At 60.7% G+C, this 22,370-nt stretch carries 12 protein-coding genes and 1 other RNA gene; 3 read left to right on the top strand and 10 right to left on the bottom strand.

Features of this window, described 5'->3' with window-relative positions; all coding sequences use genetic code 11:
- Positions 1-160: 160 nt before the first annotated feature.
- Positions 161-2,776 carry an aminopeptidase N gene (pepN, locus tag OZX73_RS02115; RefSeq protein ID WP_277150202.1) on the bottom strand — a complete coding sequence of 872 codons (2,616 nt, stop codon included), beginning with the start codon at positions 2,774-2,776 and terminating at the stop codon, positions 161-163.
- 166 nt (positions 2,777-2,942) lie between these two features.
- Here pepN and OZX73_RS02110 point away from each other — a divergent pair, with 166 nt between their 5' ends.
- Together OZX73_RS02110 and OZX73_RS02105 are read left to right on the top strand one after the other, a co-directional pair.
- A complete protein-coding gene (locus OZX73_RS02110) occupies positions 2,943-3,320 on the top strand; it encodes a hypothetical protein (RefSeq protein WP_277150200.1) in 378 nt (125 codons plus the stop codon).
- Positions 3,311-3,595, top strand: coding sequence for a hypothetical protein (locus tag OZX73_RS02105; protein ID WP_277150198.1), 285 nt, complete (start codon positions 3,311-3,313; stop codon positions 3,593-3,595). The genes OZX73_RS02110 and OZX73_RS02105 overlap by 10 nt, the downstream gene beginning before the upstream one ends.
- 268 nt (positions 3,596-3,863) lie before the next feature.
- Here OZX73_RS02105 and OZX73_RS02100 read toward each other — a convergent pair whose 3' ends face one another.
- The 9 genes from OZX73_RS02100 to ffs all read right to left on the bottom strand — a co-directional run bounded on the left by OZX73_RS02100 (position 3,864) and on the right by ffs (position 20,915).
- Entirely contained in the window at positions 3,864-4,706 is an 843-nt protein-coding gene (locus tag OZX73_RS02100) for a phosphatase PAP2 family protein (RefSeq protein WP_277150196.1), read from the bottom strand.
- Positions 4,707-4,831: 125 nt separating this feature from the next.
- Positions 4,832-6,856, bottom strand: a complete 2,025-nt coding sequence (locus tag OZX73_RS02095) for a ribonuclease J (RefSeq protein WP_277150194.1) — start codon at positions 6,854-6,856, stop codon at positions 4,832-4,834.
- 155 nt (positions 6,857-7,011) lie between these two features.
- Positions 7,012-7,923, bottom strand: a complete 912-nt coding sequence (gene dapA, locus OZX73_RS02090) for a 4-hydroxy-tetrahydrodipicolinate synthase (protein WP_277150192.1) — start codon at positions 7,921-7,923, stop codon at positions 7,012-7,014.
- Between the two features lie 148 nt (positions 7,924-8,071).
- Positions 8,072-8,824, bottom strand: coding sequence for a 4-hydroxy-tetrahydrodipicolinate reductase (dapB, locus tag OZX73_RS02085; protein ID WP_277150190.1), 753 nt, complete (start codon positions 8,822-8,824; stop codon positions 8,072-8,074).
- Between the two features lie 106 nt (positions 8,825-8,930).
- On the bottom strand, positions 8,931-10,163 hold the full coding sequence (locus tag OZX73_RS02080) for an MFS transporter (RefSeq protein ID WP_277150885.1): 1,233 nt from the start codon (positions 10,161-10,163) through the stop codon (positions 8,931-8,933).
- A 212-nt stretch (positions 10,164-10,375) separates the two neighbouring features.
- A complete protein-coding gene (locus OZX73_RS02075) occupies positions 10,376-11,080 on the bottom strand; it encodes a GNAT family N-acetyltransferase (RefSeq protein ID WP_277150187.1) in 705 nt (234 codons plus the stop codon).
- A 249-nt stretch (positions 11,081-11,329) separates the two neighbouring features.
- Positions 11,330-15,850, bottom strand: coding sequence for a UvrD-helicase domain-containing protein (locus OZX73_RS02070; RefSeq protein ID WP_348519460.1), 4,521 nt, complete (start codon positions 15,848-15,850; stop codon positions 11,330-11,332).
- Positions 15,851-20,716: a PD-(D/E)XK nuclease family protein gene (locus OZX73_RS02065; RefSeq protein WP_277150185.1), complete on the bottom strand. Its 4,866-nt coding sequence runs from the start codon at positions 20,714-20,716 to the stop codon at positions 15,851-15,853. It abuts the gene before it with no gap.
- A gap of 102 nt (positions 20,717-20,818) precedes the next feature.
- Positions 20,819-20,915: signal recognition particle sRNA small type (gene ffs / locus OZX73_RS02060), an RNA gene on the bottom strand.
- Between the two features lie 226 nt (positions 20,916-21,141).
- Between ffs and glf the strand changes: the two genes are divergently transcribed.
- Positions 21,142-22,326, top strand: a complete 1,185-nt coding sequence (gene glf / locus OZX73_RS02055) for a UDP-galactopyranose mutase (RefSeq protein ID WP_277150183.1) — start codon at positions 21,142-21,144, stop codon at positions 22,324-22,326.
- Positions 22,327-22,370: the final 44 nt, after the last annotated feature.

Here is a 22,370-nt window from a genome sequence, read left to right as displayed (position 1 = left end):
AACAATCAGTTCCATGCATATTAGAGGCAGAAACTTCCAATACTGCCCTCAACGCAACCGGAATGGACAGTTCCGATATGGTTAGAGGCAGGAATCAATGAATCCTGCCTCTAACCATTAATCACCAAAAAGCCATAGAAACGTCAAAACGCACGAATCACTATGCTTCCAGGCTGGCGTTGTAGGCGCTGACCTTCAGGGCGCGGCGGGAGGACTCGACGTTGCCGATGACGATGTTGCGCAGGGCGCGGGCGGCGTCCTTGTGGGAATCGAGCCATTCGTCGCCGAGATTCACCAGGTCGGCCGGATCGGCGTAAGCGGGATAGAGGTCTTCCAAAAGCGATTCGGCCATGTGGAAGGTGCGGTTCTGCCAAATCCAGTCGATCGTGTCGTAATATTTGGCGGGATATGGCGCGGCCAACTTGCCCTTGAGATTGGACGAGAAGCCGAGCGCGGCCGCCTCAAGCTGCGAATTGGTGAGGTTCAGGTCGCGGATGGAGGCGTCCCAGGCCCATGCCTTGGCTTCGGCGCTTGGCACGGAAGCGCGGGCGCCGTAGGCGAACTCGCGGTTGTCGGTGGTGTCGCGGCGTGCCAGTTCGGTGTTGATCGCCTCGTCATCCATCTCGCCGACGGCGGCAAGCGTCTTGATCAAGGCCCAACGCATGTTGTTGTCGATCTCGAGACCCTTGAGCTTGAGCATCCCCGAAAGCAGCCCCTTGACGTTCGAGATGAACGGGGCGTCGCCGGGCTCCCCATAACCGAGATAGGCGCTGACCAGCTGGAACTGCTCGTCGCTGCCGGACTCCGCCTCATTAGCCAGATCCCACAGACCGTCGGCGACCTTCTTGCGGACTTGCTCGCGGCGCGCTGGGGCGACATAGTGCGTCGCCGTGGTCTTGAGTGTGCTCAACGCATAGCGGAACGTGGTAGACTCGCGTTCGGTGAAAAGCATCTTGAGGCTCATGTCGATGAAGCGCTCGGCCGGGAATTCGGCGTCGCGGGTCATGTCCCAGAACGCCAGCCAGACCACGGCGCGGGCCAGCGCGTCATCGAACTCGAAGAGATGTTCTGAGGCGAACTCACGAGACTTGTCGTCGAAACGCAACTTGGTATAGGTCAGATCGTCATCATTCAGCAGGATGAAATCAGGGCGCTTCTTACCAGCGGCTTCGGTGGCCACCGTGGTTTCGCCGTCGATGTCAAGTTCGATCTGGTCGGTGCGCACCACCTTGCCCGTAGCCGCGTCGCGGTTATAGAAGCCGATGGCCATGCGATGGACACGCAGGACGGGATGATCGGCTGGCGCGGTCTGGGTCAACGTCAGGGATTTGATGGTTCCGTCGGCGTTCTCCTCAACGGATGCGGCGATGGTATTGATGCCAGCTTCCTCAAGCCACTGCTTGCTCCAGGTCTTCAAGTCGCGTCCGCTCGCCGCTTCCAGCTCGACCAGCAGGTCGTTCAGCGTCGCGTTGTCATACCGGTGCTTATTCAAGTAGCTGTTGATGCCCTTGAAGAATTGGTCGCGCCCGACGTAGGCCACAAGCTGCTTCAGCACGGAGCCGCCCTTGGCGTAGGTGATGCCGTCGAAATTGACTTCGGTGTCATGCAAATCGTTGATCGGCGCGGTGATGGGATGAGTGGTCGGCAGCTGATCCTGGTTCAGGCCCCAGCTCTTCTCCCCAGAGGTGAACGTGGCCCAGGAATCCTTCCATTCCGTGGCTTCCGCGGTCGACAGGCTCGACATGAACTCGGCGAAGGATTCGTTCAACCACAAATCGTTCCACCACTTCATCGTCACCAGGTCGCCGAACCACATGTGCGCGAGCTCGTGGAGCACGGTGACCACACGGCGCTCGGCCAGCGCGTCGGTGACCTTGGAGCCGAAAACGTAGGAGTCTCGGATGGTGACCATGCCAATGTTCTCCATCGCGCCGGCGTTGTATTCCGGCACATAAATCTGGTCGAACTTGGCGTACGGGTAGGGCACGCCCCAGGTCTTGGTATAGAAGGCGAAGCCCTTCTTGGTGATGTCGAAGAGGTAGTCGGCGTCCTTGTCGAAATCAGCCTTGAGCGACTGGCGGCAGTATTGCGCCATGGGAATGGTCCGGCCATCCTCGTTGGCATAGGTGGTGTGCCATTCGGCGTACGGGCCGGCGCAGATGGCGGTGAGGTAAGAGCTCATCTTCGGCGTGGTCTCAAACACCCAACGCTTCGTAGTCTCGGCCGGGTGCGTTCCGAGCGTCCCTTCGGCGGTCATCGCGTCGAGATTTTCGGTGGACTTGACCGGGGTGTTCGACGTGACCAGCCAGGATTGCGGCGCCGTGACCTCAAAATCGAACGTCGCCTTGATGTCGGGCTGGTCGAAAACGGCATAGACGCGGCGAGCGTCCGGCACTTCGAACTGCGAGTAGAGGTAGACGTTGCCGTCAGCTGGATCGACGGAACGGTGCAGGCCTTCGCCCGTGGTCGAGTATTGGCAGGAAGCCGTCACCTTGAGTGTGTTGTGCTCCTTCAAAGCTGGCAACTCAATACGATTGTCAATGTAATACTTTTTGTGATCAAGCTTTTCACCGTTCAGTTCGATAACGCTCACCTCATCGGCGATGAGATCGGCGAAGCTTGAGGAACCCGGTTTGGCGTCGAAGGCAATCGACGTGGCCGACGGGAAATTCTTCGGCCCTTTCGTCAGATCGAGATCGACATGATAGCTGACCGGCCCGGTGATGACGGACTCGCGTTCCTCGGCTTCGACACGGGTGAGATTCGCTCCTGGCATTTCGCTCCTTTATATATAACGACAACACTATCTACCATTATGCCAGTGATGGGCACAATTACAACGTTTCTAGGCGAAACGCGAATAGCGCAAGCTCTCACCCCTATGTCGCAAACGGTCTTATGCTAAAAGTGATTGGGGATACAGGAAATAAGGTTGTGCAGGCATGAAGGTCACGTACGAGCGCTCGGGGTGCAAGCAGTTTTTCAAGAAGCATCGCGACGATGAGAAGACCATCAAAACCTGCATCGAGAACGCGTTGGATATGCAACTGAAAACCGGGATGTCGAAAGTCAAGCGGGCCGTTTCGGCGCGGGTCAACGGTCAATGTGTCTATGAGTTTCGTGTCAATCTCAAACGCACCGGCTCGGCTCGCGTCGCCTTCATCGCCGGCAACACGGATGTTTCGAACGAAGACCATGACACCATTGATGGCGGAGACGACGCGAATGTCACCGTGCTGTTCATCTCCTCGACCTTGCAGAAAGACGAGTTCACGCATCTGCTGGAACATGATCTGAAAGAGGCCGGGCTATGCGACTGATTCCCGTCAAGCAGGCGCTGAGCATGATGGAGAACGCGGCGACAGCCAAATCGGAATATGGAAAACTCACGTTCCTGACCGCCAAAAAGGACCGTTCGCTTTGCCTCGAGCACGACGAGGGCACCGTCATTCTACACGAACAAGGCTATCGCAACGAAAGCACGGCTTTCACCGTTGATTCCGAAGGGATCCGCGAATGCAAGCACGCCGTCAAACAGGCGTTCAAACGCGAGTTCCCCCGCAGTCACAAGGTCTACGTTTCCACGGTGAAATAACAAGAGATTTGGTACAAATTGCAGCTTATTCACCAATATGGTATGTTCGTCATATCGGTGAAGCCGGTTCACTTCGAGGTATTGATGGGATCCAAAAACTTTACCCCGTTGGGCAACATCGATGAGATGCCTATTAATGGCCTCCAATTATTTGATGGACTTGTGCGGGTCGCTGACTTTGGTTGGTGGCCCGCACGAGTTTTTAAAATCAAAAGCGCGACCATCAAATCTGGTAGTCACCGCTCTTATCAAGCCTGCAAGAACAAAATCACGCGAGCTCGTATTCTTGCGGATAATGCTGGGCAAGTTGCTTGAGGAGCAGGTGACGCGCCAGCCAGAGGGCGAGGAACGGGAGGGCGAAGCCGACGGTGACGTCGGAGAGGAAATGGGCGCCTTGCATCATACGGCTGAGCATGACGACCAACGCGTAGACCAGCGCAACGGCGTAGACCAGCGCCTCCTTGTCCTTCCAACGCGGGTTCACCAAAGCGAGCAGGCAAAGCGACAAGGCCGCACCGGCGAATTGCGCATGGCCGGAAGGGAAGGATTTGATGTTGTCGGCCACGGTAACGGCAGCGCGGAAATGCTTGCCGTTGGGATGGTACCAAGGAGTGAACAGGTCAAGATTGCCTTGCATCGCGCGAAAACGGACGCGGCCCCAGATCACTTTGGCGACTTCCAGCACCGCCATGGAGCATAGGAACGCCACCACGATCGCGATACCGGCCCAACGGTAGCGCTGTTTCAATTCATCCGGAATCTTGCAGACGACATAGGCGATCAGAATGGCGACGATAACGCCATAGACCGCGCCGATCAAGTGGCAGTATTTGTAGCAAAGCGCAAGTCCCACAAGCGTCGAGCCGAGGTAGACGAGTCCGGAAAGCACGAGTTTCGTCAGGTTCTCCCGGACAAGTTTATAGGTCCAGAAGACCAGCGCCGCGCCGATCATCAGGACGGTCGCGCCGATGAGAGGTGCCAGACGTTCGAAGAAGGCCGAGAATCCGTTGCCCGGCATGTAGAGCGCCTGGTCGATGCGCAGATCGGCGAACGTGCCGACAATCAGCAGAACCAATACGCCGATAGCCGTGGCTGGAAACATCTTTTTCATACGTTCATTCCTCGTGATTCATAAAATCCCCGGCAAGTGCGAAACCTACCGGGGAAATCATATACCAACTTGTTTAGATTTTCTGCGATAAAACCAATCCGAATATCAACAAGCCGAATTCAGCTTCAGTCGCTGGCCGGGGTGCCGTCGATGACGTCGTGGGCGATGTCGGCGACGACCGGGACGATCATCGGCTTGCGGTGAAGCTGACGGGAGACCCAGCTGCCGATGGTGCGGCGCATGATCTGCTGGAGCTTGTGGGTGTCGTGGGTGCCATCCATCATCGCGTCCTCGAGCTGCTGGACGATCTGGTGACGCACCTTCTCGAACTCGCTTTCGTCCTCGGGCATCGCGTTGAGATAGACCTTCGGGCCGGAGATGACGTTCTTGGCGTCGGTGTCGACCACGGCGAACGCGGAGACGAAGCCCTCAGTACCGAGGACCTTGCGCTTCTCGAGCTCCTCGTCGGTCAGCTCACCGACAGTGTCGCCGTCAACGTAGACATAGCCGCACGGCACGGATCCGACAACCGCGGCCTGACCATGATAGAGATCGACCACGTCGCCGTCCTCGGCGAGCACGACGTTCTTCGGGTCGACGCCGGTCTTGACGGCCACGAGGCCGTTGGCGACCAGATGGCGGTTCTCGCCGTGAATCGGCATGACGCACTTGGGCTTCAGGATGTTGTAGAAGTAGGTGAGCTCACCCTCGTTGGAGTGGCCGGAGACGTGGATCTTTGCGTTGTCGCGGTTGATGACGCGCGCGCCCTTCTGCACGAGCTTGTTGATCAGGCCGTAGACCTCGTTCTCGTTGCCAGGGATGAGGGAGCTGGCCATCACGACGGTGTCGAACTCGTTGATGGTGATGTCGCGGTGGGTGCCGTCGGCGATGCGGCCGAGTGCGGCCATCGGCTCGCCCTGCGAACCGGTGCACATGTAGACCAGCTTGTTGTCCTGGATGTCCTTGGCCTTCTTCAAATCGACCACAGTGCCTTCGGGGATATGCAGATAGCCGAGATCGGCGGCGATGGACATGTTGCGCACCATCGAACGGCCGACGAAAACGACCTTGCGGCCGACCTTGTGCGCGGCGTCCACGACCTGCTGGACGCGGTGGACGTGGCTGGAGAAGGAGGCGACGATGATCTTGCGGGTGGCCTCGCTGAAAGCGCGCTCGAGCTCGGGGCCGATGGTGCTTTCGGGACGGACGAAGCCGGGGACCTCGGCGTTGGTGGAATCGACCATCACGAGGTCGACGCCCTTCTCGCCGAGTTTGCCGAACTCCACCAAATCTGTAATACGATGGTCGATGGGCAGCTGATCGAGCTTGAAGTCACCGGTGTCGATGACGGTGCCGGCAGGCGTATTGATGCACACGGCCAGCGCGTCAGGGATCGAGTGGGTGACGGCGACGAATTCGAGGTTGAACGGGCCGACCTTGATCTTGTCGCGGCCGGTAACCTCGATGCAACGCGGATTCTGATGATGTTCCTCGCACTTGGCCTTGACGAAGGCGAGCGTGAGCTTCGAGCCGATCAGCGGGATGTCCGGACGCAGGTTCAAGAGGTACGGCACGCCGCCGATATGGTCCTCGTGGCCGTGGGTCAGAACGAGCGCTTCGACGTCGTCAAGACGATCCTTGATATAGCTGAAGTCAGGGAGGATCAAATCGACGCCGGGCTGTTCTTCATCGGGGAAGAGCACGCCGCAATCGACCAAGAGCAGATGGCCGTTATATTCGATCACGTTCATATTGCGGCCGATTTCGCCAAGGCCGCCGAGTGGCACAATGCGCATGGAGCCCTTGCGGTACTTCGGCGGGGCGATCAGCACGGCGTCCTGATTGGGCGAAGTTCCCGGGGTCCGGGAGACGGTGCGCGGGTTGGAACGACGACTGTTGGAACGGCTGCCACCACGTGTATTACGCGATGAATTGGAGCCACCAGAACGACGTGAACCGGAACGGGAGGAACCGCGGGATTCTCCGCGCTTGCCGCTCGCGCGCTTTTCGCTGGTTTTCGTACTGGTTTTGGCGCTGGCGCGCTTTGTGGTTTTCTCGGCGGCCGCCTCGCTTTTGCGGGCGCGGGCCTTGCTGGCGCTGCCGCGACGATGCGTGGTCGCCGCTGTGGTTTTTTCTTCTGTATCTGTCATATCTATTACTGAATTTCTGTTTACTTAGTGTCTGCGCCTATGCGCAGACGAGGTATAAAAACAGCGGAGCAAAGCCCGTGGCGCTGTTATGCGCGCCGACTTTTCCGCTGTAATGAGTTATGCCATACGTTGCTTGATCGTCAAACCCTCTGCAATCAGGCGTCCAGGATACCGGCATCAACCATGCCCTGGTGGGCACGCTCAAATTCCGGCTGACCCGGGCCGACGTTCGGCAAGCGCATCGTGGTCTCATCGAGCCACCCGCGCTCGTGCAGCGCGGCCTTGGCCAAGACCCCCTGATATCCGGTGCCATTGACGGCATCGACCAACGGGGCGAGACGCACCGCGAGGCGCTGGGCCTCGTGGATGTCGCCGCGGTCGAAGGCGTCGGCAAGCTGGCGCATCGGGTTGGACGCGACGTGCGCGATGACCGAAATGACGCCGACCGCACCAATGGAAAGGAACGGAAGGAACAACGCGTCATCACCGGAATACCAGGTCAAGCCGGTTTCCACACGCTTGCGCACCGCTCCCGCGATGTCTCCCGTCGCATCCTTAACGGCCTTGATGTGGTCAAGCTCCGCGAGCCTGCGATAGGTCTCAAGCTGAAGATGCACGCCGGTGCGTCCGGGGACGTCGTAGACGATGATCGGCTTGTCAGCCGACTCGTTGACGGCCTGGTAATGGCGGAAAATGCCCTCCTGCGAAGGACGGGAATAATAAGGGGCGACCACCAGCACCGCGTCGGCGCCGGCCTCTTGCGTCTGCTCGACCATGCGAACCGTGTGGGCGGTGTCGTTGGAGCCCGCGCCGGAAATCACCGGCACGTCGACGGCAGCCTTCACGACCTTGACAAGCTCGACCTTCTCGTCTATGTGGGTGACCGGCGACTCACCGGTCGTGCCGTTGACCAACAGGCCATCGGCACCTGAGGCGACCAGATGCTTGGCCAACGCGGCGGAAGCCTCGAAATCGATGGAACCATCGTGATGCATCGGCGTCACCATGGCCGGAACAACGCGACCGAACGGCGCCGGATCAAGTAGATGCATGGAAGACTCACTCATACTTCAACGCTACTTCTCGGGCGGGACGCTTATCGACAACGGATGAACAAAATTCGTTGTGATAGATGCAGGCTCACACAAACGCAAAACCGTCGAATGCAGACCAACCTTCACTCGGCGGCATATAAAAACCTATTCGCGGATGACCTCAGAGGTCGAGGAACGCGTCGAGTCCGACGGTCAGGCCGGGGTGGGCGCCAGAGGCGATGTTGCGCACCGCGAGCAGGACACCGGGCATGAACGAGGCGCGGTCGAAACTGTCGGCGCGGATGACCAGCTGCTCGCCGGTGTTGCCCAGCAGCACTTCCTCGTGGGCGTTGAGCCCTTGCAGGCGCACCGCATGGACGTGGACGCCGTCGACGATCTGGCCGCGCGAAGCCGCCTCGCCTTGCGTGCCATCAGGCATCGGGGCGCAACCGGCCTTCTTGCGGGCGGTGGCAATGGCCTGCGCGGTGTGGATGGCGGTGCCGGAAGGCGCGTCGACCTTGTCGGGGTGATGCAGCTCGATGACTTCGGCTGAAGTGAAGTATTTGGCGGCCTCGGCGGCGAACTTGTCCGCCAGGACGGCGGAGATGGCAAAGTTCGGCGCGATGAAAACGGCCTGGCCTTGACGCGGGGCCTTGGCGAGCGCGGCCTTGACCTGATCCAGCTTCTCATCGGTCCAACCGGTGGTGCCCACCACCACATTCACGCCCTGTGCCACGAGCGTCAGCACGTTGTCCAACGACGAGGTCGGCACGGTGAACTCCACCGCGACGTCCGTGTTGTCCGGCGTGATGGCGGCGATGTCGTCGCCCGCGTCGATCTGCTGCGCGATTTCCATATCGTCCGCGGCCTTGACGGCCTCGACCACGCTGCCGCCCATGCGCCCGGATGCGCCGACTACCGAAACTCGAATCATTGTCAATCCCTGCTTTCCTGTTCTTGACGTTATTGGTATCTGATGCACATCGTACTCCGAGGCGGCATCCGGCAGTGTCATAGACCTTGCAAATTCATTCCTGCACTCACGCATTGTTTTTGCGGGCCAGGAACCAACCCAAAACCGCCAACGGCACGGCGGCGAACGTGGTGGCGATGGGCAGGAGCAGGCCGACGTGGGGGCTGGAGACGTCGAGCACCATGCCGGCCAGGGACGAGCCGAAGGACGTGCCGACCGAACCCGCCGTGGTGACCCAGGAAAGGCCCTCGGTCAGGCTGCTCGGCGGGACGATGTCCTTGACGATGAGGTTGCCCGTCGCGAACAGCGGCGAGACGCACAGGCCGGAGAGGATCGAGAAAAGACCGAGCAGGATGAGGTTGTCCATCGACAGACGGCAGAGCACGTAACCACAGGTCAAAAGCGAAAGGAAGACCACCATGTGTTGCCAGTTGGAGCCTTTTGGCTTCTTGGAACCGAAGATGAACGCGCCAACGCAGGAGCCGACGGCGAACATGGCCAGCTGCAGGCCGAGCAGCTGCTCGCGGCCGATGGCCTTCATCATCGCGGTCACCGAGACGTCGAACTCGTTGAAGCTCATGTTGAAGACGACGAAAACCACCAGAAGCGGGATGATGCCGGCGTATAGCAGTACGCTTTTGCGTTTCGGGGCGTGGGTGTGCAGCTGGTGGAGGCTCACGCCATCCTCGTCAAGCCGTGTGCCCTGTGTGCCGCCGAGGTTGGCGGAGGCGGCCTTCACGTCCTCGTCGGCGGGCGAGGCGGCGACGACCGACACGGCCTCGATCACCGGAGGCTGCGTATCCTTCAGCGAGAAGAACACCGCTCCCCCGACCGCGCAGGCGATGGTCGGCACGAACAGCTGGGAGACGGGGCTCACGGAAGTCGCCAGGAAGGCGGCGAGGATGGGACCCAGGATGAAGACCATCTCATCGATGCCGGCCTCCAGCGCGTACGCGGTGTCGAGCAAGTCGCCGTCCTTGGGGTCGCGCAGCGCGTAGGCCCAACGGGTACGCACCAGCGCGCCGAACGAGAACTGCGTGCAGCCCATGATGATGGCCAGAACGAACAACACGGGAATGGAAACCCGCGCCCAGGCCGCGGTGGCGAAGACCAACATGGCCACCACGGAGGCGACTAAAGCCACCCAGCCGACCTTGCGCTGGCCGAAGCGGTCGAAAAGCCGCGCATAAAGCGGCGTGACAGCGGCGACGGCAAGGATATACACCGCGCTCATCGTGCCGGCGACCGTCCAGTTGTTGTACATGTGGTTCAGCGCAAGCACGATCCCGAGGCTCATCATCGAAATCGGAAGCCTGGCCACAGCTCCGGAAACACAGAACGCTTTGGCGCCAGGGATGGCGAAAAGCCGCCCGTACGGCGAACGATGACGCTGGCTTGGCGTTGAACGATCTGCTTGGTGCACTCTCCATCGATCCTTTCGAAATAAGTCGTTGCTTTGGACCTTCCGGCTTGGCCGGCGCGCTTTTTGGAGACGTCACCCTTTGGATGACGTCAGTTCTTGGACAAGGACTCCTTGACCTTCTCGGGGACGCCGGCGTAGATGAACATCTCAGCCGGGGCCATGCCCGCGTCCCGGCCGTCATCCGGGTGGCGCTGCTCCTCACGCTCGGCGATGCGCTTCATGCCGTGGCGGTCGTAGAAGCTCACGTCGCAATCCGAGTCGGTGTGCAGGTAGAACATCGGCGCGTGCGAACGCTCGAAATAGTCCATGGCGCGGCGCCACAGCTCGCCGCCGACGCCCTGGCCACGCGAGGCATGGGAGACAAGGAAGAGCTCGACCTCGGCCGGCGCCTTGTCGTTGATGCCGGTCTGGCGCTCCATTTGCTCCTCAATCTGGAAGCCGCGCTCCAAGTCCGCGAGCGCCTTGTGGCCGGCGGGCGTGGCGTTGAGCCGCTCGTCGATCTTCGCCATCTCCTCGGCCACGTTCTGGAACATAACCGGCTGGCCTGCGACGCGCGAAAGCGTGACGCCCATGAACTCACCGTTCTTGTGGGCGATCTCGCCGCGCGTGGCGGGCTCGATGTAATGCAATACGAAATGATAAGAGAGCAGCATCGAGAGCTTCCTGTCGTCCCCGATGGGCGCGTAATGACCCCAGGTCTCGTCGAACTGCCGGGTGATGGCCTCGACGTCGCTCCAAATCATCGGCGCGTAGACCACTTCGATCCCTGCATCGCCTTTCGCAACGTTTTGCATGCGTTCGTGTCCCTTCGTAATTTGTTTTCCTCTCGTCGCGTCAGCCCCTACCGACGCGACGACGGGCCTTCCGGCCTCTCAAATCCTTGTTTTATCAACGCGGTTCGGCACCAAACCGAAGCCATACATACCTGCGCATCTTTCACACTGGCGACTGCGCACGCACCCCATCTGCGATTTTCCACAGCCTGCACCAGAGAACCATATTACAACATACCACCAAGTAATATACATTGTGAGCGAAAATGCCTAGTCCTCGTCAGACCAGACGGGGATTCCGGCGTTCAATTCCGTCAGGATCTCGGCCTTGGATTTGTTCCGCGCGTGGATCTCACGCAGGTCTTCCGAGGCGACGCTCAGGTAATAAAGCGTAGCGTCCACACTGTCCAGCGGGACGCCTTTCATAGCCGAAAGCATAAGACGGTACATGTCGAGCTGGGCGAGTTTGTGGTCGATATCCTCCGGAGCGGTCGGCTTCCTGCCGGTCTTCCAATCAACCACGGTGAAACGCTTGGTCCGGTCGTTTTCGTCAAGCCCGCCATAGAAGACGGCGTCAAGCTTGCCATTGACAATACGATCGCCAAGCTCGGGGATGGCGACGACGATCTGTTCCTCGGCGGAGTATGGGCGACGGGCGGCCCAACGGCTTTCCACCAGCCGGCGCTGCCAAGTCAGGATCTTCCGGTCCGACGCGGTTTTCTTGGCTTGCAAATCTCGCTCAGCGTCCTCAAGACCGGCGATCAACGAGGCACGGGTCTCAGGTTCGCTGCCCACTGCCAGCGCCGAGATTCCATCATCGACGGCCGCATCGGCCACCTCGTCCTCACCGAAGGCGTCGACGAAACGTTGCGCCCATACATGGAACTGCGTACCGGCCTCGGCCGCAGGCGACGCCACGCGAGGGACAGGCCGGACCAAGCCGCGCCAATATTCGCGGCTTTCCCTCTGGCTCATCTTGCCGGCGCTGGCCTGTAACGAAGTGACGTTCTGCCGGTGGCTGGCGAGGATGCGTTCGCCACGGCTGCGTACCTCGGCATCCAAGACGCTGGTGCCGCTCTCGCGGTTGCCGCCGCCTTCTGTGGAAACGCCTCGGTTTGCGGAGGACGAGGAACTGGAGTCTCCACTTTCCATGACATGCATTGATGGCATTAGATCTTCGTCGGCGAGCAGCATGCGCGCACGCTGGGCCAACGATTCGCCCTCGGGCAGTTCGGAGGCGATGGCATTGACCGTCTGCGCGACGACATCGGTACCGGTATCGCCTCTAATTTGGTTCTTGTTTCCGGTTTGTGCAATGGCTTTCACTTTGTCATTGGTTCCAACAGAAATATTGGCGCCAACAGCACCAACAGTATTCCCGTCCGTGGCCTCGGCAACAAGATGCCGATGGACCTGTCGGGCTTCCCTGGCAGATTCCTTGAGACGATAGGCCATCCCCTCGCTCATCGAGGCGGGCCACGGCAAAGGCTCGTCGCCTTGTTCGTCCTCATCAAGCGGCGTATTCCAGGCTTCTTCGACGACGGTCCGCTCATATTCCCGAGCATCGGCCCCCACAAAAATGCCGTCCGGTTTCGGCGCACCAAGCTGCATCAGCGTCGCAGGTACCGAGGTGTCACTCTCTACAGTCTCGCCGTCTACGCGTGACGATTCATCCGATTCGGAAGAGACAACTTGCGAAACCGCTACGTCGGCTTGACGCTCGCTGTGCAAAGTACTGGAATCCCCAACCGCATCCGCATCATCTCCGCCGACCACGACCACATCGTCGCGATAGGCCAAGGCGTCGTGCACCTCGGAGAAGAAATTGGACGGTTTGGAGGCGTGGCCGGTACCCGCGACCTCGGGGTCACGAGACAATTCGGCGTGACGGCTATAGGTCATCAGCACCTCTTCGCGGGCGCGCGTCAACGCCACGTAGGCCAAACGCCGCTCGTCGGCATGCAGAATACGGCCGTATTCCTCCTGCTGGGAAAGGTATGAAGCCTCCCCTTGCATGGAAACCCCAGATTCGCCACCGACATTTTCGTTTGTATTACCATTATCGTCATTGTCATCAAGTCCATCCAATGCACGCATCAGTCCTTCGGACTCATTGACCACCGTCTCTGCGTCATCAAGCTCAGCCAAGGCGTCAAGCGGGTCGTCGCCCACACCCATATCGTGCGGGAAGCGCGGCAGGATATCGGCATCGGCGCGCACCGGAACGGGCACGGCCGCGGGATTGTCAAGCCAGGTCCTGGCCGTCTCGTGGTATTGTGGCGACTCCCACGAACCTTCTCGCAGACCTCCGATATGGTCCTCATCCGGCTCGACCTTGAGGCCGTCGCCTTGGTTCGAGGGGAAACTGCCGCTTTTCATCCCGACGATGGCCACCGAATCCCATTCCAAGCCCTTGGCCTGGTGGATGGTCATCAGCACCACGTCGACCGGGTCGCTCGGCACGGCGGCCATCTCGTCGGGAATGCTGTCCAGCGAATCGACCCACGAGATGAATCCGCGCAACGTAGGCGTCGCCCCTTCGGTGATCTCACGGGTGTAGGTGTCGACCAAATCCACCAACGCGTTCATCGGCGAGCGGGCCAAAGCCGGTTCCACCGGTTTGCCGTTCTCCTGCAAGGCCTGGACCACGACGGTATCGATGTCAAGGTCAAGCGCCTCGATAGCCGTCTCGACGATTTCGGCCAGCGGATGGTTCATCACCCGGCCCACCCGGCGCAGCACCTGCGCGGCGCGACGAATCGCGGACAGCCCGGAAGGGGTGAAAGCACCGGCCACATTCGGCGAGGCCAACGTATCCCCGAGCTTGTCATCGGTCAGCACATCGGCGAGAAAGACCATATTGGGCACTTGGTCGCGGTGTTCGGCCACGAGTCTGGCCCGCTGCTCGGGTTCGGCGTCAGCCGGAACCAAGCCGGATTGCGCCAGGGCGCGGAAGCGGTATTCATCATTGCGTTTGCCGGCGAGCTTGGCCAGCGCGGTCAGGTCCTTGCTGCCCAGGCCGAAACGCGGTGTGGCCAGCAGGCGCATCAAGGCGTTGGCGTCGGCGTGGTCGGCGACGACGTGCAACAACGCCAGCACGTCACGGATTTCCGGGCGCTCCAACAACGCGGAATAGCCAACAGTCAGGGTCGTAAGGCCCGCTTTCTGCAACCCCTCGGAGAATTCCGCCATCCGTTGCTTGCCCCGGAAGAGCACCGCGACATGCGGGCGCACGTCCTTTTGCTCGGGATCGCGCGGAGTATGCCGGGCGATGGAGGCCTTGGCGAAACGGGCGACGGCGTCGATCTCCTGGCCAAGCGTGTCAAAGCCAAGCACGCCGAACGTGCCTTCCTTGGCGCCGTCGATGGTCGAAAGCGCGGGCACCTGCACCTCGTGCATGGGCGAGCTCGACGGAATGCGGTCGGGAGTGCGCAACGGCTGGGTCAGATCGTTGGCGGCCTCAAGCACGACCTCCGCGTTGCGGCGGGTGACGCTCAGCGAATACGGCTTGGCCGTCTCATCCATGCCGAAGTCGCGCTCGAACATGCGGAACGCGCCGGGGCTCGCGCCTCGCCAGGCGTAGATGGACTGGAAGGGATCACCCACGGCGTTGACCGCGGAACTGCCAGAAACACGTCCACGATGAGGCTGATCCGCCGAAACATCCGTCAACGAATCAGACTTGGAATCATCAGAATGGAACAACGCGGCGATCAGCGCGGCCTGGGTGGTGGAAGTGTCCTGGTATTCATCGAGCAGGACGTGCGTATAGCGATGACGGAACCGCTCGCCGATGGATGGGAAACGCATGACCAACGAATAGGCGGCGACGGTGAAATCGTTGAATTCCGCCATGTTAAGCTGCGCTTTGCGCTCGTGGTAGCGCTCGACCAACGTCAACAGGATCTCGCGCCTGCGAGCCACGTCGCGCAACGCTGCGCTCCGGTAAACGGCCAGCTCATGGTAGGTGGCACGGTATTGCGCGACGCGGTCGGCAAACTGGTCGTCGCTCTCCTTCTTTTTGCGCTTTGGCGGCTTGCCTGGCTTGGGCTCGTCTTCCGGCACGTTCTCGTCGCCGATCGCCGTATCCATTTGCGCGATGAACGCCTGGTCCCATCGGCGGATACGGGCGATGGCCTCAGGTACGCTTGCGCAACCCTCGCCAATCATCGAGCCGCTGATGGCGTTGGACAACTCCAGCAGCTTGGAGACGGTGTCATCGAAATTACCGAAACCCGCGCCCCGCAACGAATCCATGTTCTCGTCGATCACCGTGACGGCGAGCTCGTGGGCGCCAGCGGGACTCAGTGGCTGGGTGTTCTGGTCAAAACCGACCAACAGACCATATTGCCGAACGATGGACTGGAAGAAGGCATCGTAAGTGGAGACTTGGGGCTTGAGGAAAACGTTGGCACGGCGCGATGAGCCGGAAATGACCGCGCCGGCATCCGCACTCCGCGCATTTTGCGCCACCGCCGCCGAAACGCGGCCCAATAGCTCGGAGGCCGCCTTGCGGGTGAAGGTGAGGCCAAGGATCTTCTCGGGCGGCACCCCTTCCTCGATGAGGTTGATGATGCGTCTCGTCATGGTGTAGGTCTTGCCTGATCCGGCGCCTGCGACGACCAGCACGTCCGCGTCTTTGGGCGCATTGATGACCGCCGCCTGCTCGGGGCTGTCCGTAGGACCGCTTGGGTTCGAGGCGGTGGCGTCATGGCCATCGCCGGATGCGTTCATGCCGACATTGATGCCGTCAATGCCGTTGAGCCTGACCAGTTTGTCGTTCTCCACCATTCAGGCCCTCCTGACTTCGTAGACCGTATCGACCTCACCGGCGCAGGCCGGGCACACGATGTTCGAACCGTTCCTTTTCATCCGGCACCACGTGAGGTGGTCGGGTTGCGGACGGGCCACGAGCGTCCGCGAGCGCGAGGCCGCGGCGGCGTAGAAGATGCGTGCGATCATCGTCAGCGCCCATACCGCCTGGGTGCCACGCAACGCAAGGAATTGCTCCCATGCACGCGTGCCGACACCTTCCGGCGCGTCTTGCGGCAATGGCGGGATGTCAAGCAGGCTTTTCGGCGTCTTGATATGGCTGCGCGGCGTGAAAGCGGTGCTGTTGAGGCTGCCCGAGCGGAAGAGCGGGGGCTGGAAAAGGTTCTCCGCGGCACCGTAGCTTTGCGCGGGAGCCGTGGACGAATCGACGTCGAACAGGGCGCTTTGGGTGATGTCGGGCATGGCTTTGATGGCGTCGACACCCCGCAATCCAACGTTGGGCGCGGCCGGCGAATCCGAGCCGTCGTCCTGTCGCGCCGACCGGGGTTCCGGGAACGCAAGCCCAAGCTGATAGCAGACCAATTGCAGGTCGTTGAACATCTGCCTGCCGTTGTGCGTATGCCCGGTCTTCCAATCGATCAGCCGCACATGCTCTTTGCCATCGCTTGAGCTCCGCCATTCCATACGGTCAATGCGACCAGTCAGGCGGATCTGCAGGCCAGCCTGCATGCCCTCAGGCCAGCCGCCGTTGAGCACACCCATGATGGCATATAGCTCGTCGACATCAATCGGATCGACACCTTCGATGGCGTTGTATGCGGCACGGATGTCCTCCAGGCCGAACAACGCGGCGAACTCATGCTCGCAATCAGCACGTTCGAAGCCACCCACGGCGAAGTTCTTTAGGTTGCCGTCGGGATAGTCCTTGCCATTCGACATCACGAAGTACGTGGCGATATTGTTGAGCGTCCGCTCGGCGCCCTCGTCCTTGGCCTCGGCCTGGTAACGCTGTTTCGGATCGTCGATCGCGGAGGAATCGTCAGCAAGATTGTGATACATATCCATCATACGGGAGGAAATCTCCGCGATACGCTCCTCCTCGGAACTGCCGGCCATGAAATCAGGACGGTCAAGACCGACCTCGCTGGCCTGTTGGGCCACCTCGTGGATGATGGTGCCGAAGCTCGTGGCGGCGCTGGACGGGCGCGGACCGGCGAACTGGCTTTCCAACATCCAGCAGACCGGGCAGCCCCAGATGCGGTCGACCTGCGAGGGAGAAAGCGTCACCGTGGGGGCTGGAGACATCATTGCCTGATTGTCGCGGCGCGAAACGCTTGGGGTGGCCGGCACGGACGAAGCCAAGGAATCATCACGATTGGATAATGAAGGCATCCGCGAATCGAGTTGATCGGATAGACCAGCTTGACGGGAATCCTGCCCGGTAAACGTCGAGGTAGCCTCTCGGGAAGCGGCATTGTCATCGCCATCAATGACATCCCGATTGTTTGCCACTCCGAATGTGTAAGGCCAACCGTCGGGGTCGGCCGCCGACAATCCGGCATCGTCGAGCAACGCCAACGACACCGCGGCATCGCGGGCGCGGGCCGAAGACATGGCATCGAGTCCGCTGTTCGACTGCCTGGAATCGCCTTCGACGTCAATCACATCACCCGCATTGCCTCGCCCGCATTGCATCGCATCGGCTTGGCGCATCAACTCGATTCTCGAGGCCGCCACCAGGCCGCGCGGGTCGGTGTCGAGACCAGCGAAACGACCGGAATCCGCCAGTTGCGCATAATCGCGCGTCTCCACAGCCGCGTCGCGCACGCGGTCGAACCGTTCCGGAACGTAGGTGTACAGAAAATCGGAAGGCACCGCGTCATCGCTTAGCACGGCGCTCAACGTCACCCGTTCGCTCGCCCTCGTCAAGGCGACGAGGAAGCTTTTCTGCTCGGCCGAAAGCACCTGAGCGAGTTCCGGATCGGTTCCGGCGACGCCCGGTTCGCGCTCGTCGCACATTTTCCCATGCAGGACGATGTCGGCCAGGTTCTCGCCGCCGAACATGGTGTTGCGCGCGGCGAGGTTCGGCCAGACGTCCTGCTGAATCGCCGTGATGAACACCAACGGCCAATGCCCACCCGCAGCTCCGGCCGGCGTGCTGAGCGTGACGGCCTGGTCGATGGGCGCGACCTTCGCCAGCGAATCCGCCTCAATGCGCATGGAACGCACGCTGGCGATGAAATCCTCGACGCTCTGCTTCGCGCCGGAACCTGAGGCGTAGGCGAACAGGCGCATCATCACGTCGAGCCTGTCGTTGGCGGCACGGCCGTCATCGTTGTTGGCGAGCGCCTGACGCTGCCATGCGTTGGACACATGGCAGGCGTCCCATGCCAAGCCCAGCGCATACTGCGGTTCGGCGCTCGGCAAGGCCGACATGCCCTGCGTGACCTTAGACACCAAATCCCACACATGGGCGAACGCGCGCGTATAGAGGTCGCGGCCCACTTTGCCAATCAATGCCAATACCGCCGCGGCATCGTCATCGCTTTCACTGGCATCGGTGCCGGCGGAATCGACCTTTTGCTCGCTTGCGTCGTCATCGCCAGCGGAATCAGCAACATGGCCGGTATCGCCGAACGCCAGCATGATATACATCGCGTCCACACCGAAAGGCATGTCGGACTCGTCCTGCACGCTCCCGCTTTCAAGAAGACTGTCGTCCACCTCAACGTCATTTTTTGGACGATTATCAATGAATCTCTGCCGCAACCGTTCCCAGGCGGCTTGCAGACGCGGCAACTGTGCGGTGACGTCCAAAGCTGGCTCATTCCCGTCAGAGCCCTTATCCACGTCCGTTGACACGCTCTGACCCGTCATCTCGCCATCAACCACCTGCGCGAGCGATGCGATGGCCTTCATCACCGCCTCAACGGGAGCCAGACGCGCCGGCGACGAACCGGAAACACCGGATGACGAAGATTGCCGGACACCCACCAACGGGCTTTCCAACAAGGTCTGCACGCGGCCGCACACGTATCTCGCCGTCTCGCCCAACGACATCTTGCAAGCGTCAATGCCATCACGCCGCAACCTCGCCAGTTCCAACAGCGCGAACAGCCCCTGTACGCTCGGATCGTCCTTCAGCGGCTTGGTGACGGCGGAATAGCGCACCGGCACCCCGTCGCGCCGCAACCGCTCGCCGAAAGCGCGCACCGTGTCGTTGTCGTGGGCAATCAGAGCCATGTCGTTCCATTGGCGTCCGGCGCTAAGATGCGCCTCCTTGATGCGCCAGACCACATCGTCCAGCTCCTCGCGCGAAGTTCGGTAGAGCGCGGTTTTGACGCTGCCATCCTGGAGTTCCGGATCATTGACGTCCAACGCGTCTATGGGCAGGCTCCCGGTGATACGCGGCAGTTTGCCGGGCCGGTTGGGAAGCGCCACCGAGGTCTCCTCGTTCGCGGCGATGGAAAGCGAGACACGTGAGGCCAGCAAATCAAGGTAGGAGGAACCGGCTATGGCATCGTTCTCAGAAACATGGTCACCGCGATTCTTGGCGGTTTCAGAATGCTGTTTTTTGACGACGCCATCCGCCAAATCATCCGGAATATCCGCAGCCTTGCGAATCCGGCGCGCTGGTAATGTCATCAACTCGGCCGAAAGCGGGGCCTGTTGAGCCCTGGTGAACAGGTATTCGGGATAGGAGCCACGGAAGGTCTGCACGGCTTCGTCAGGATTGCCGACCAGCAGCAGTTTCACTTGACGCCGTGCCAACGCCTCAAGGAAGGCAAGGCCGGCCAAGGTCAGGTCCTGGAAATCATCGACGACCACGAAATTGGGAAGCGTGCTCTTGCCGACCTGCGCGGCGGCCTGCGCGCCCTCGACCAAAAGCCGGGAGGAATCGAGCCGGAACTCGCCCGGATACGCCCGCACGACGGTTTGCGCGTATTCGCGGCGCAGAGCGAACGCGAGCCGCCATTGGACGCCAAGCCGTTCCGCCCGCAGGCTGTGGCCATTTTCATCGTCACCGACGTCGCGCAGCATCGCGAGCACCTCGTCCTCGCGCTCGGCCCCCAACCCCAGCTCATCCATACGGGCCAGCATGTCACGCAATTGCATTACAAAAGCGTCGTTGACGCCACGAGCGAACAGGACATCGCTGGAACCAATGCCCTTCGAGGTTGTGCGAGGTTGGACGCCGGAGACCGAGACGCTTGGCATCTGCCCGGCAGCGGCCGACGACGCGCGCGACACGTTGCCGGCCCCGGTCCCGTCATCGCCATAAATCGTATTGACCCAATCGTCGGTCGCGAAATACTGACGCATGAGCTCGCAGGTGTCGCACAGCTCCCCGGTTTGCGCATGCCGGACATGCACCGCGACGACCTGGCGCAACAAGGCGTCCTGCTCGGCGCCATTCAAGAGTTTCGGCAACGGCTCATTGTGGCTGGCGCGAACCGCGGAAAGCAGACGGAAAGCGATGGCCGAAAGCGTGGTCACCGGTCGCGCGCTGGAGGTGGAGCCAACAGAGCGGATGATCCGGTCGGAAAGCTTATCCGCGGCCTGGCGCCCTGAAACCGCCATGAAGACCTTGGCGTCGCCGAACCGCGCGATGCCTTCAAGCGTCGCCGCGAGCGCGAACTCGGTTTTGCCCGAACCCGGCGCGCCAGCCACCAAAAGCGCATGCGAAGAGGACGCATGGGTCTGAGCACTCGTGGCAGTCGAAATCCCGTCGGAGCCATTCGCGCCTCCGGAAACATCCGCGGAATCGGCAGCGCCAACCTTGGCGGCAAGCGACACGTCAGAGGCCTCACCCAGCATCGTTTTGACCGCGCCCATCGCGGCGTTATCGCTGAAATCCAACGCGTCATCCCCACTCATAGCCATTGTTCCAGTCTAAATGCCGGTGTGGTCGCGCACCACAAATTCCGTGATGAACGAACCAGAACATCCGCAGCCAGAATCAGCATCGATGGGCCGGCTTCAAAGACGAGAAAACCTTCACGCACCCGACAGAGGCCACTTACCCTTGCTGCATTCCTGCCCTGGGGGATTTGGGTGACATAACGCCACGTGAAGGCTTAACCAGTATACCCCATGCTCGGACCGGCTTGCGCCGAGCACAACGCAGGCGAAAATGAAGCGGCAATACAGCCAATTGCCAATGTATGACGTCTGGGCAAACAGCACTCAGCTGGGTACTATGGAGGAAGCACACAGGCATGGCACGCCGCGCAAACCCCAATCGGGCCGGTTTCGTTTGTAATACGAAATCATTGTGTCGCGGCATGAATGGACAGACAGGAACGCAGATGGCACAGAACACGGACACGGACACGACGCTACCCAACCTCGTGGTGGTGGGCGCAGGGCTTTTCGGATTGACCGTCGCCCAGCAAGCGGCCGAGAACGGGCACACCGTCGAGATCATCGACATCCGGCCGCATATCGGCGGCAACGCTTACTCCTATATGGACAAGGAGACCGGCGCGGAGATCCACCAGTACGGCGCGCACCTCTTCCACACCTCCAACAAGCGCGTGTGGGACTACGTCAACCGCTTCACCGAGTTCACCGACTACCAGCACCGCGTCTACGCCACGCACGACGGCGAGGTCTACCCCATGCCGATCAATCTGGGGACCATCAACCAGTTCTTCCATGCGCATTACACGCCGGCACAGGCCCAGGAGCTTATCAAGGAGCAGGCGGGCGAACTGGCCGGCACCGACCCGACGAACCTGAACGACAAGGGCATCCAGCTCATCGGCCGGCCGCTTTACGAGGCGTTCATCAAGAACTACACGGGCAAGCAGTGGCAGACCGACCCGGCCGAGCTTCCGGCCTCAATCATCAAGCGCTTGCCTGTGCGCTTTACGTATGACAACCACTATTTCAAAGACACGTGGGAGGGCCTGCCCAAGGACGGCTACACCGCATGGATGCAGCGCATGATCGACGATCCGAAGATTCACGTCACGCTCAACACCGACTTCTTCGACGAAAGCCAGCCATTGAACAAGAAGGCTTTACTTGGGCGCGTGCCAATCGTCTACACCGGTCCGGTCGACAAATACTTCGATTATTCACTTGGCGACCTCAAATGGCGCACTGTCGATTTCAAAGAACAACGCTACGACGAAGGCGACCACTTCGGCTGCCCGGTGATGAACTTCGTGGACGCGGATGTGCCCTACACCCGCGCCATCGAGTTCAAGAACTTCAACCCGGAGCGCCGCGAGCAGCAGAATCCGAACAAGACCGTGGTCTGGGAGGAATACAGCCGCTCGGCCGGACGCGACGACGAGCCTTACTACCCCATCAACACCGCCGCCGACCAGAAGCTCTACCAGCAATACAAGGATCTGGCGGCCAGGGAGCCGGAAGTCGTTTTCGGCGGGCGCCTCGGCACCTACGCCTACTACGACATGCACCAAGTCATCAACAGCGCCCTCATCGCCTACGAAAAGCAGGTCGACCCGCTACTAGGCAAGTAAGAATGATCCACTGACAACAAGCCAATAACGATTGTGGGGTTGCA

The organism is Bifidobacterium sp. ESL0775 (assembly GCF_029395475.1).
In the GTDB taxonomy this organism is placed as follows: domain Bacteria; phylum Actinomycetota; class Actinomycetes; order Actinomycetales; family Bifidobacteriaceae; genus Bifidobacterium.
The sequence above is the reverse complement of the archived record's forward strand: the minus strand, read 5'-3'. Positions and strand labels throughout refer to the sequence as shown.

What these genes read in the sequence shown, in the direction of transcription:
- OZX73_RS02095 (WP_277150194.1), bottom strand. Translation starts at nt 6,856, where the DNA reads ATGACAGATACAGAAGAAAAAACCACAGCGGCGACCACGCATCGTCGC.
- OZX73_RS02110 (WP_277150200.1), top strand. Translation starts at nt 2,943, where the DNA reads ATGAAGGTCACGTACGAGCGCTCGGGGTGCAAGCAGTTTTTCAAGAAG.
- dapB (WP_277150190.1), bottom strand. Translation starts at nt 8,824, where the DNA reads ATGATTCGAGTTTCGGTAGTCGGCGCATCCGGGCGCATGGGCGGCAGC.
- pepN (WP_277150202.1), bottom strand. Translation starts at nt 2,776, where the DNA reads ATGCCAGGAGCGAATCTCACCCGTGTCGAAGCCGAGGAACGCGAGTCC.
- OZX73_RS02075 (WP_277150187.1), bottom strand. Translation starts at nt 11,080, where the DNA reads ATGCAAAACGTTGCGAAAGGCGATGCAGGGATCGAAGTGGTCTACGCG.
- OZX73_RS02080 (WP_277150885.1), bottom strand. Translation starts at nt 10,163, where the DNA reads ATGATGAGCCTCGGGATCGTGCTTGCGCTGAACCACATGTACAACAAC.
- OZX73_RS02105 (WP_277150198.1), top strand. Translation starts at nt 3,311, where the DNA reads ATGCGACTGATTCCCGTCAAGCAGGCGCTGAGCATGATGGAGAACGCG.
- OZX73_RS02070 (WP_348519460.1), bottom strand. Translation starts at nt 15,850, where the DNA reads ATGGTGGAGAACGACAAACTGGTCAGGCTCAACGGCATTGACGGCATC.
- dapA (WP_277150192.1), bottom strand. Translation starts at nt 7,923, where the DNA reads ATGAGTGAGTCTTCCATGCATCTACTTGATCCGGCGCCGTTCGGTCGC.
- glf (WP_277150183.1), top strand. Translation starts at nt 21,142, where the DNA reads ATGGCACAGAACACGGACACGGACACGACGCTACCCAACCTCGTGGTG.
- OZX73_RS02065 (WP_277150185.1), bottom strand. Translation starts at nt 20,716, where the DNA reads ATGGCTATGAGTGGGGATGACGCGTTGGATTTCAGCGATAACGCCGCG.
- OZX73_RS02100 (WP_277150196.1), bottom strand. Translation starts at nt 4,706, where the DNA reads ATGAAAAAGATGTTTCCAGCCACGGCTATCGGCGTATTGGTTCTGCTG.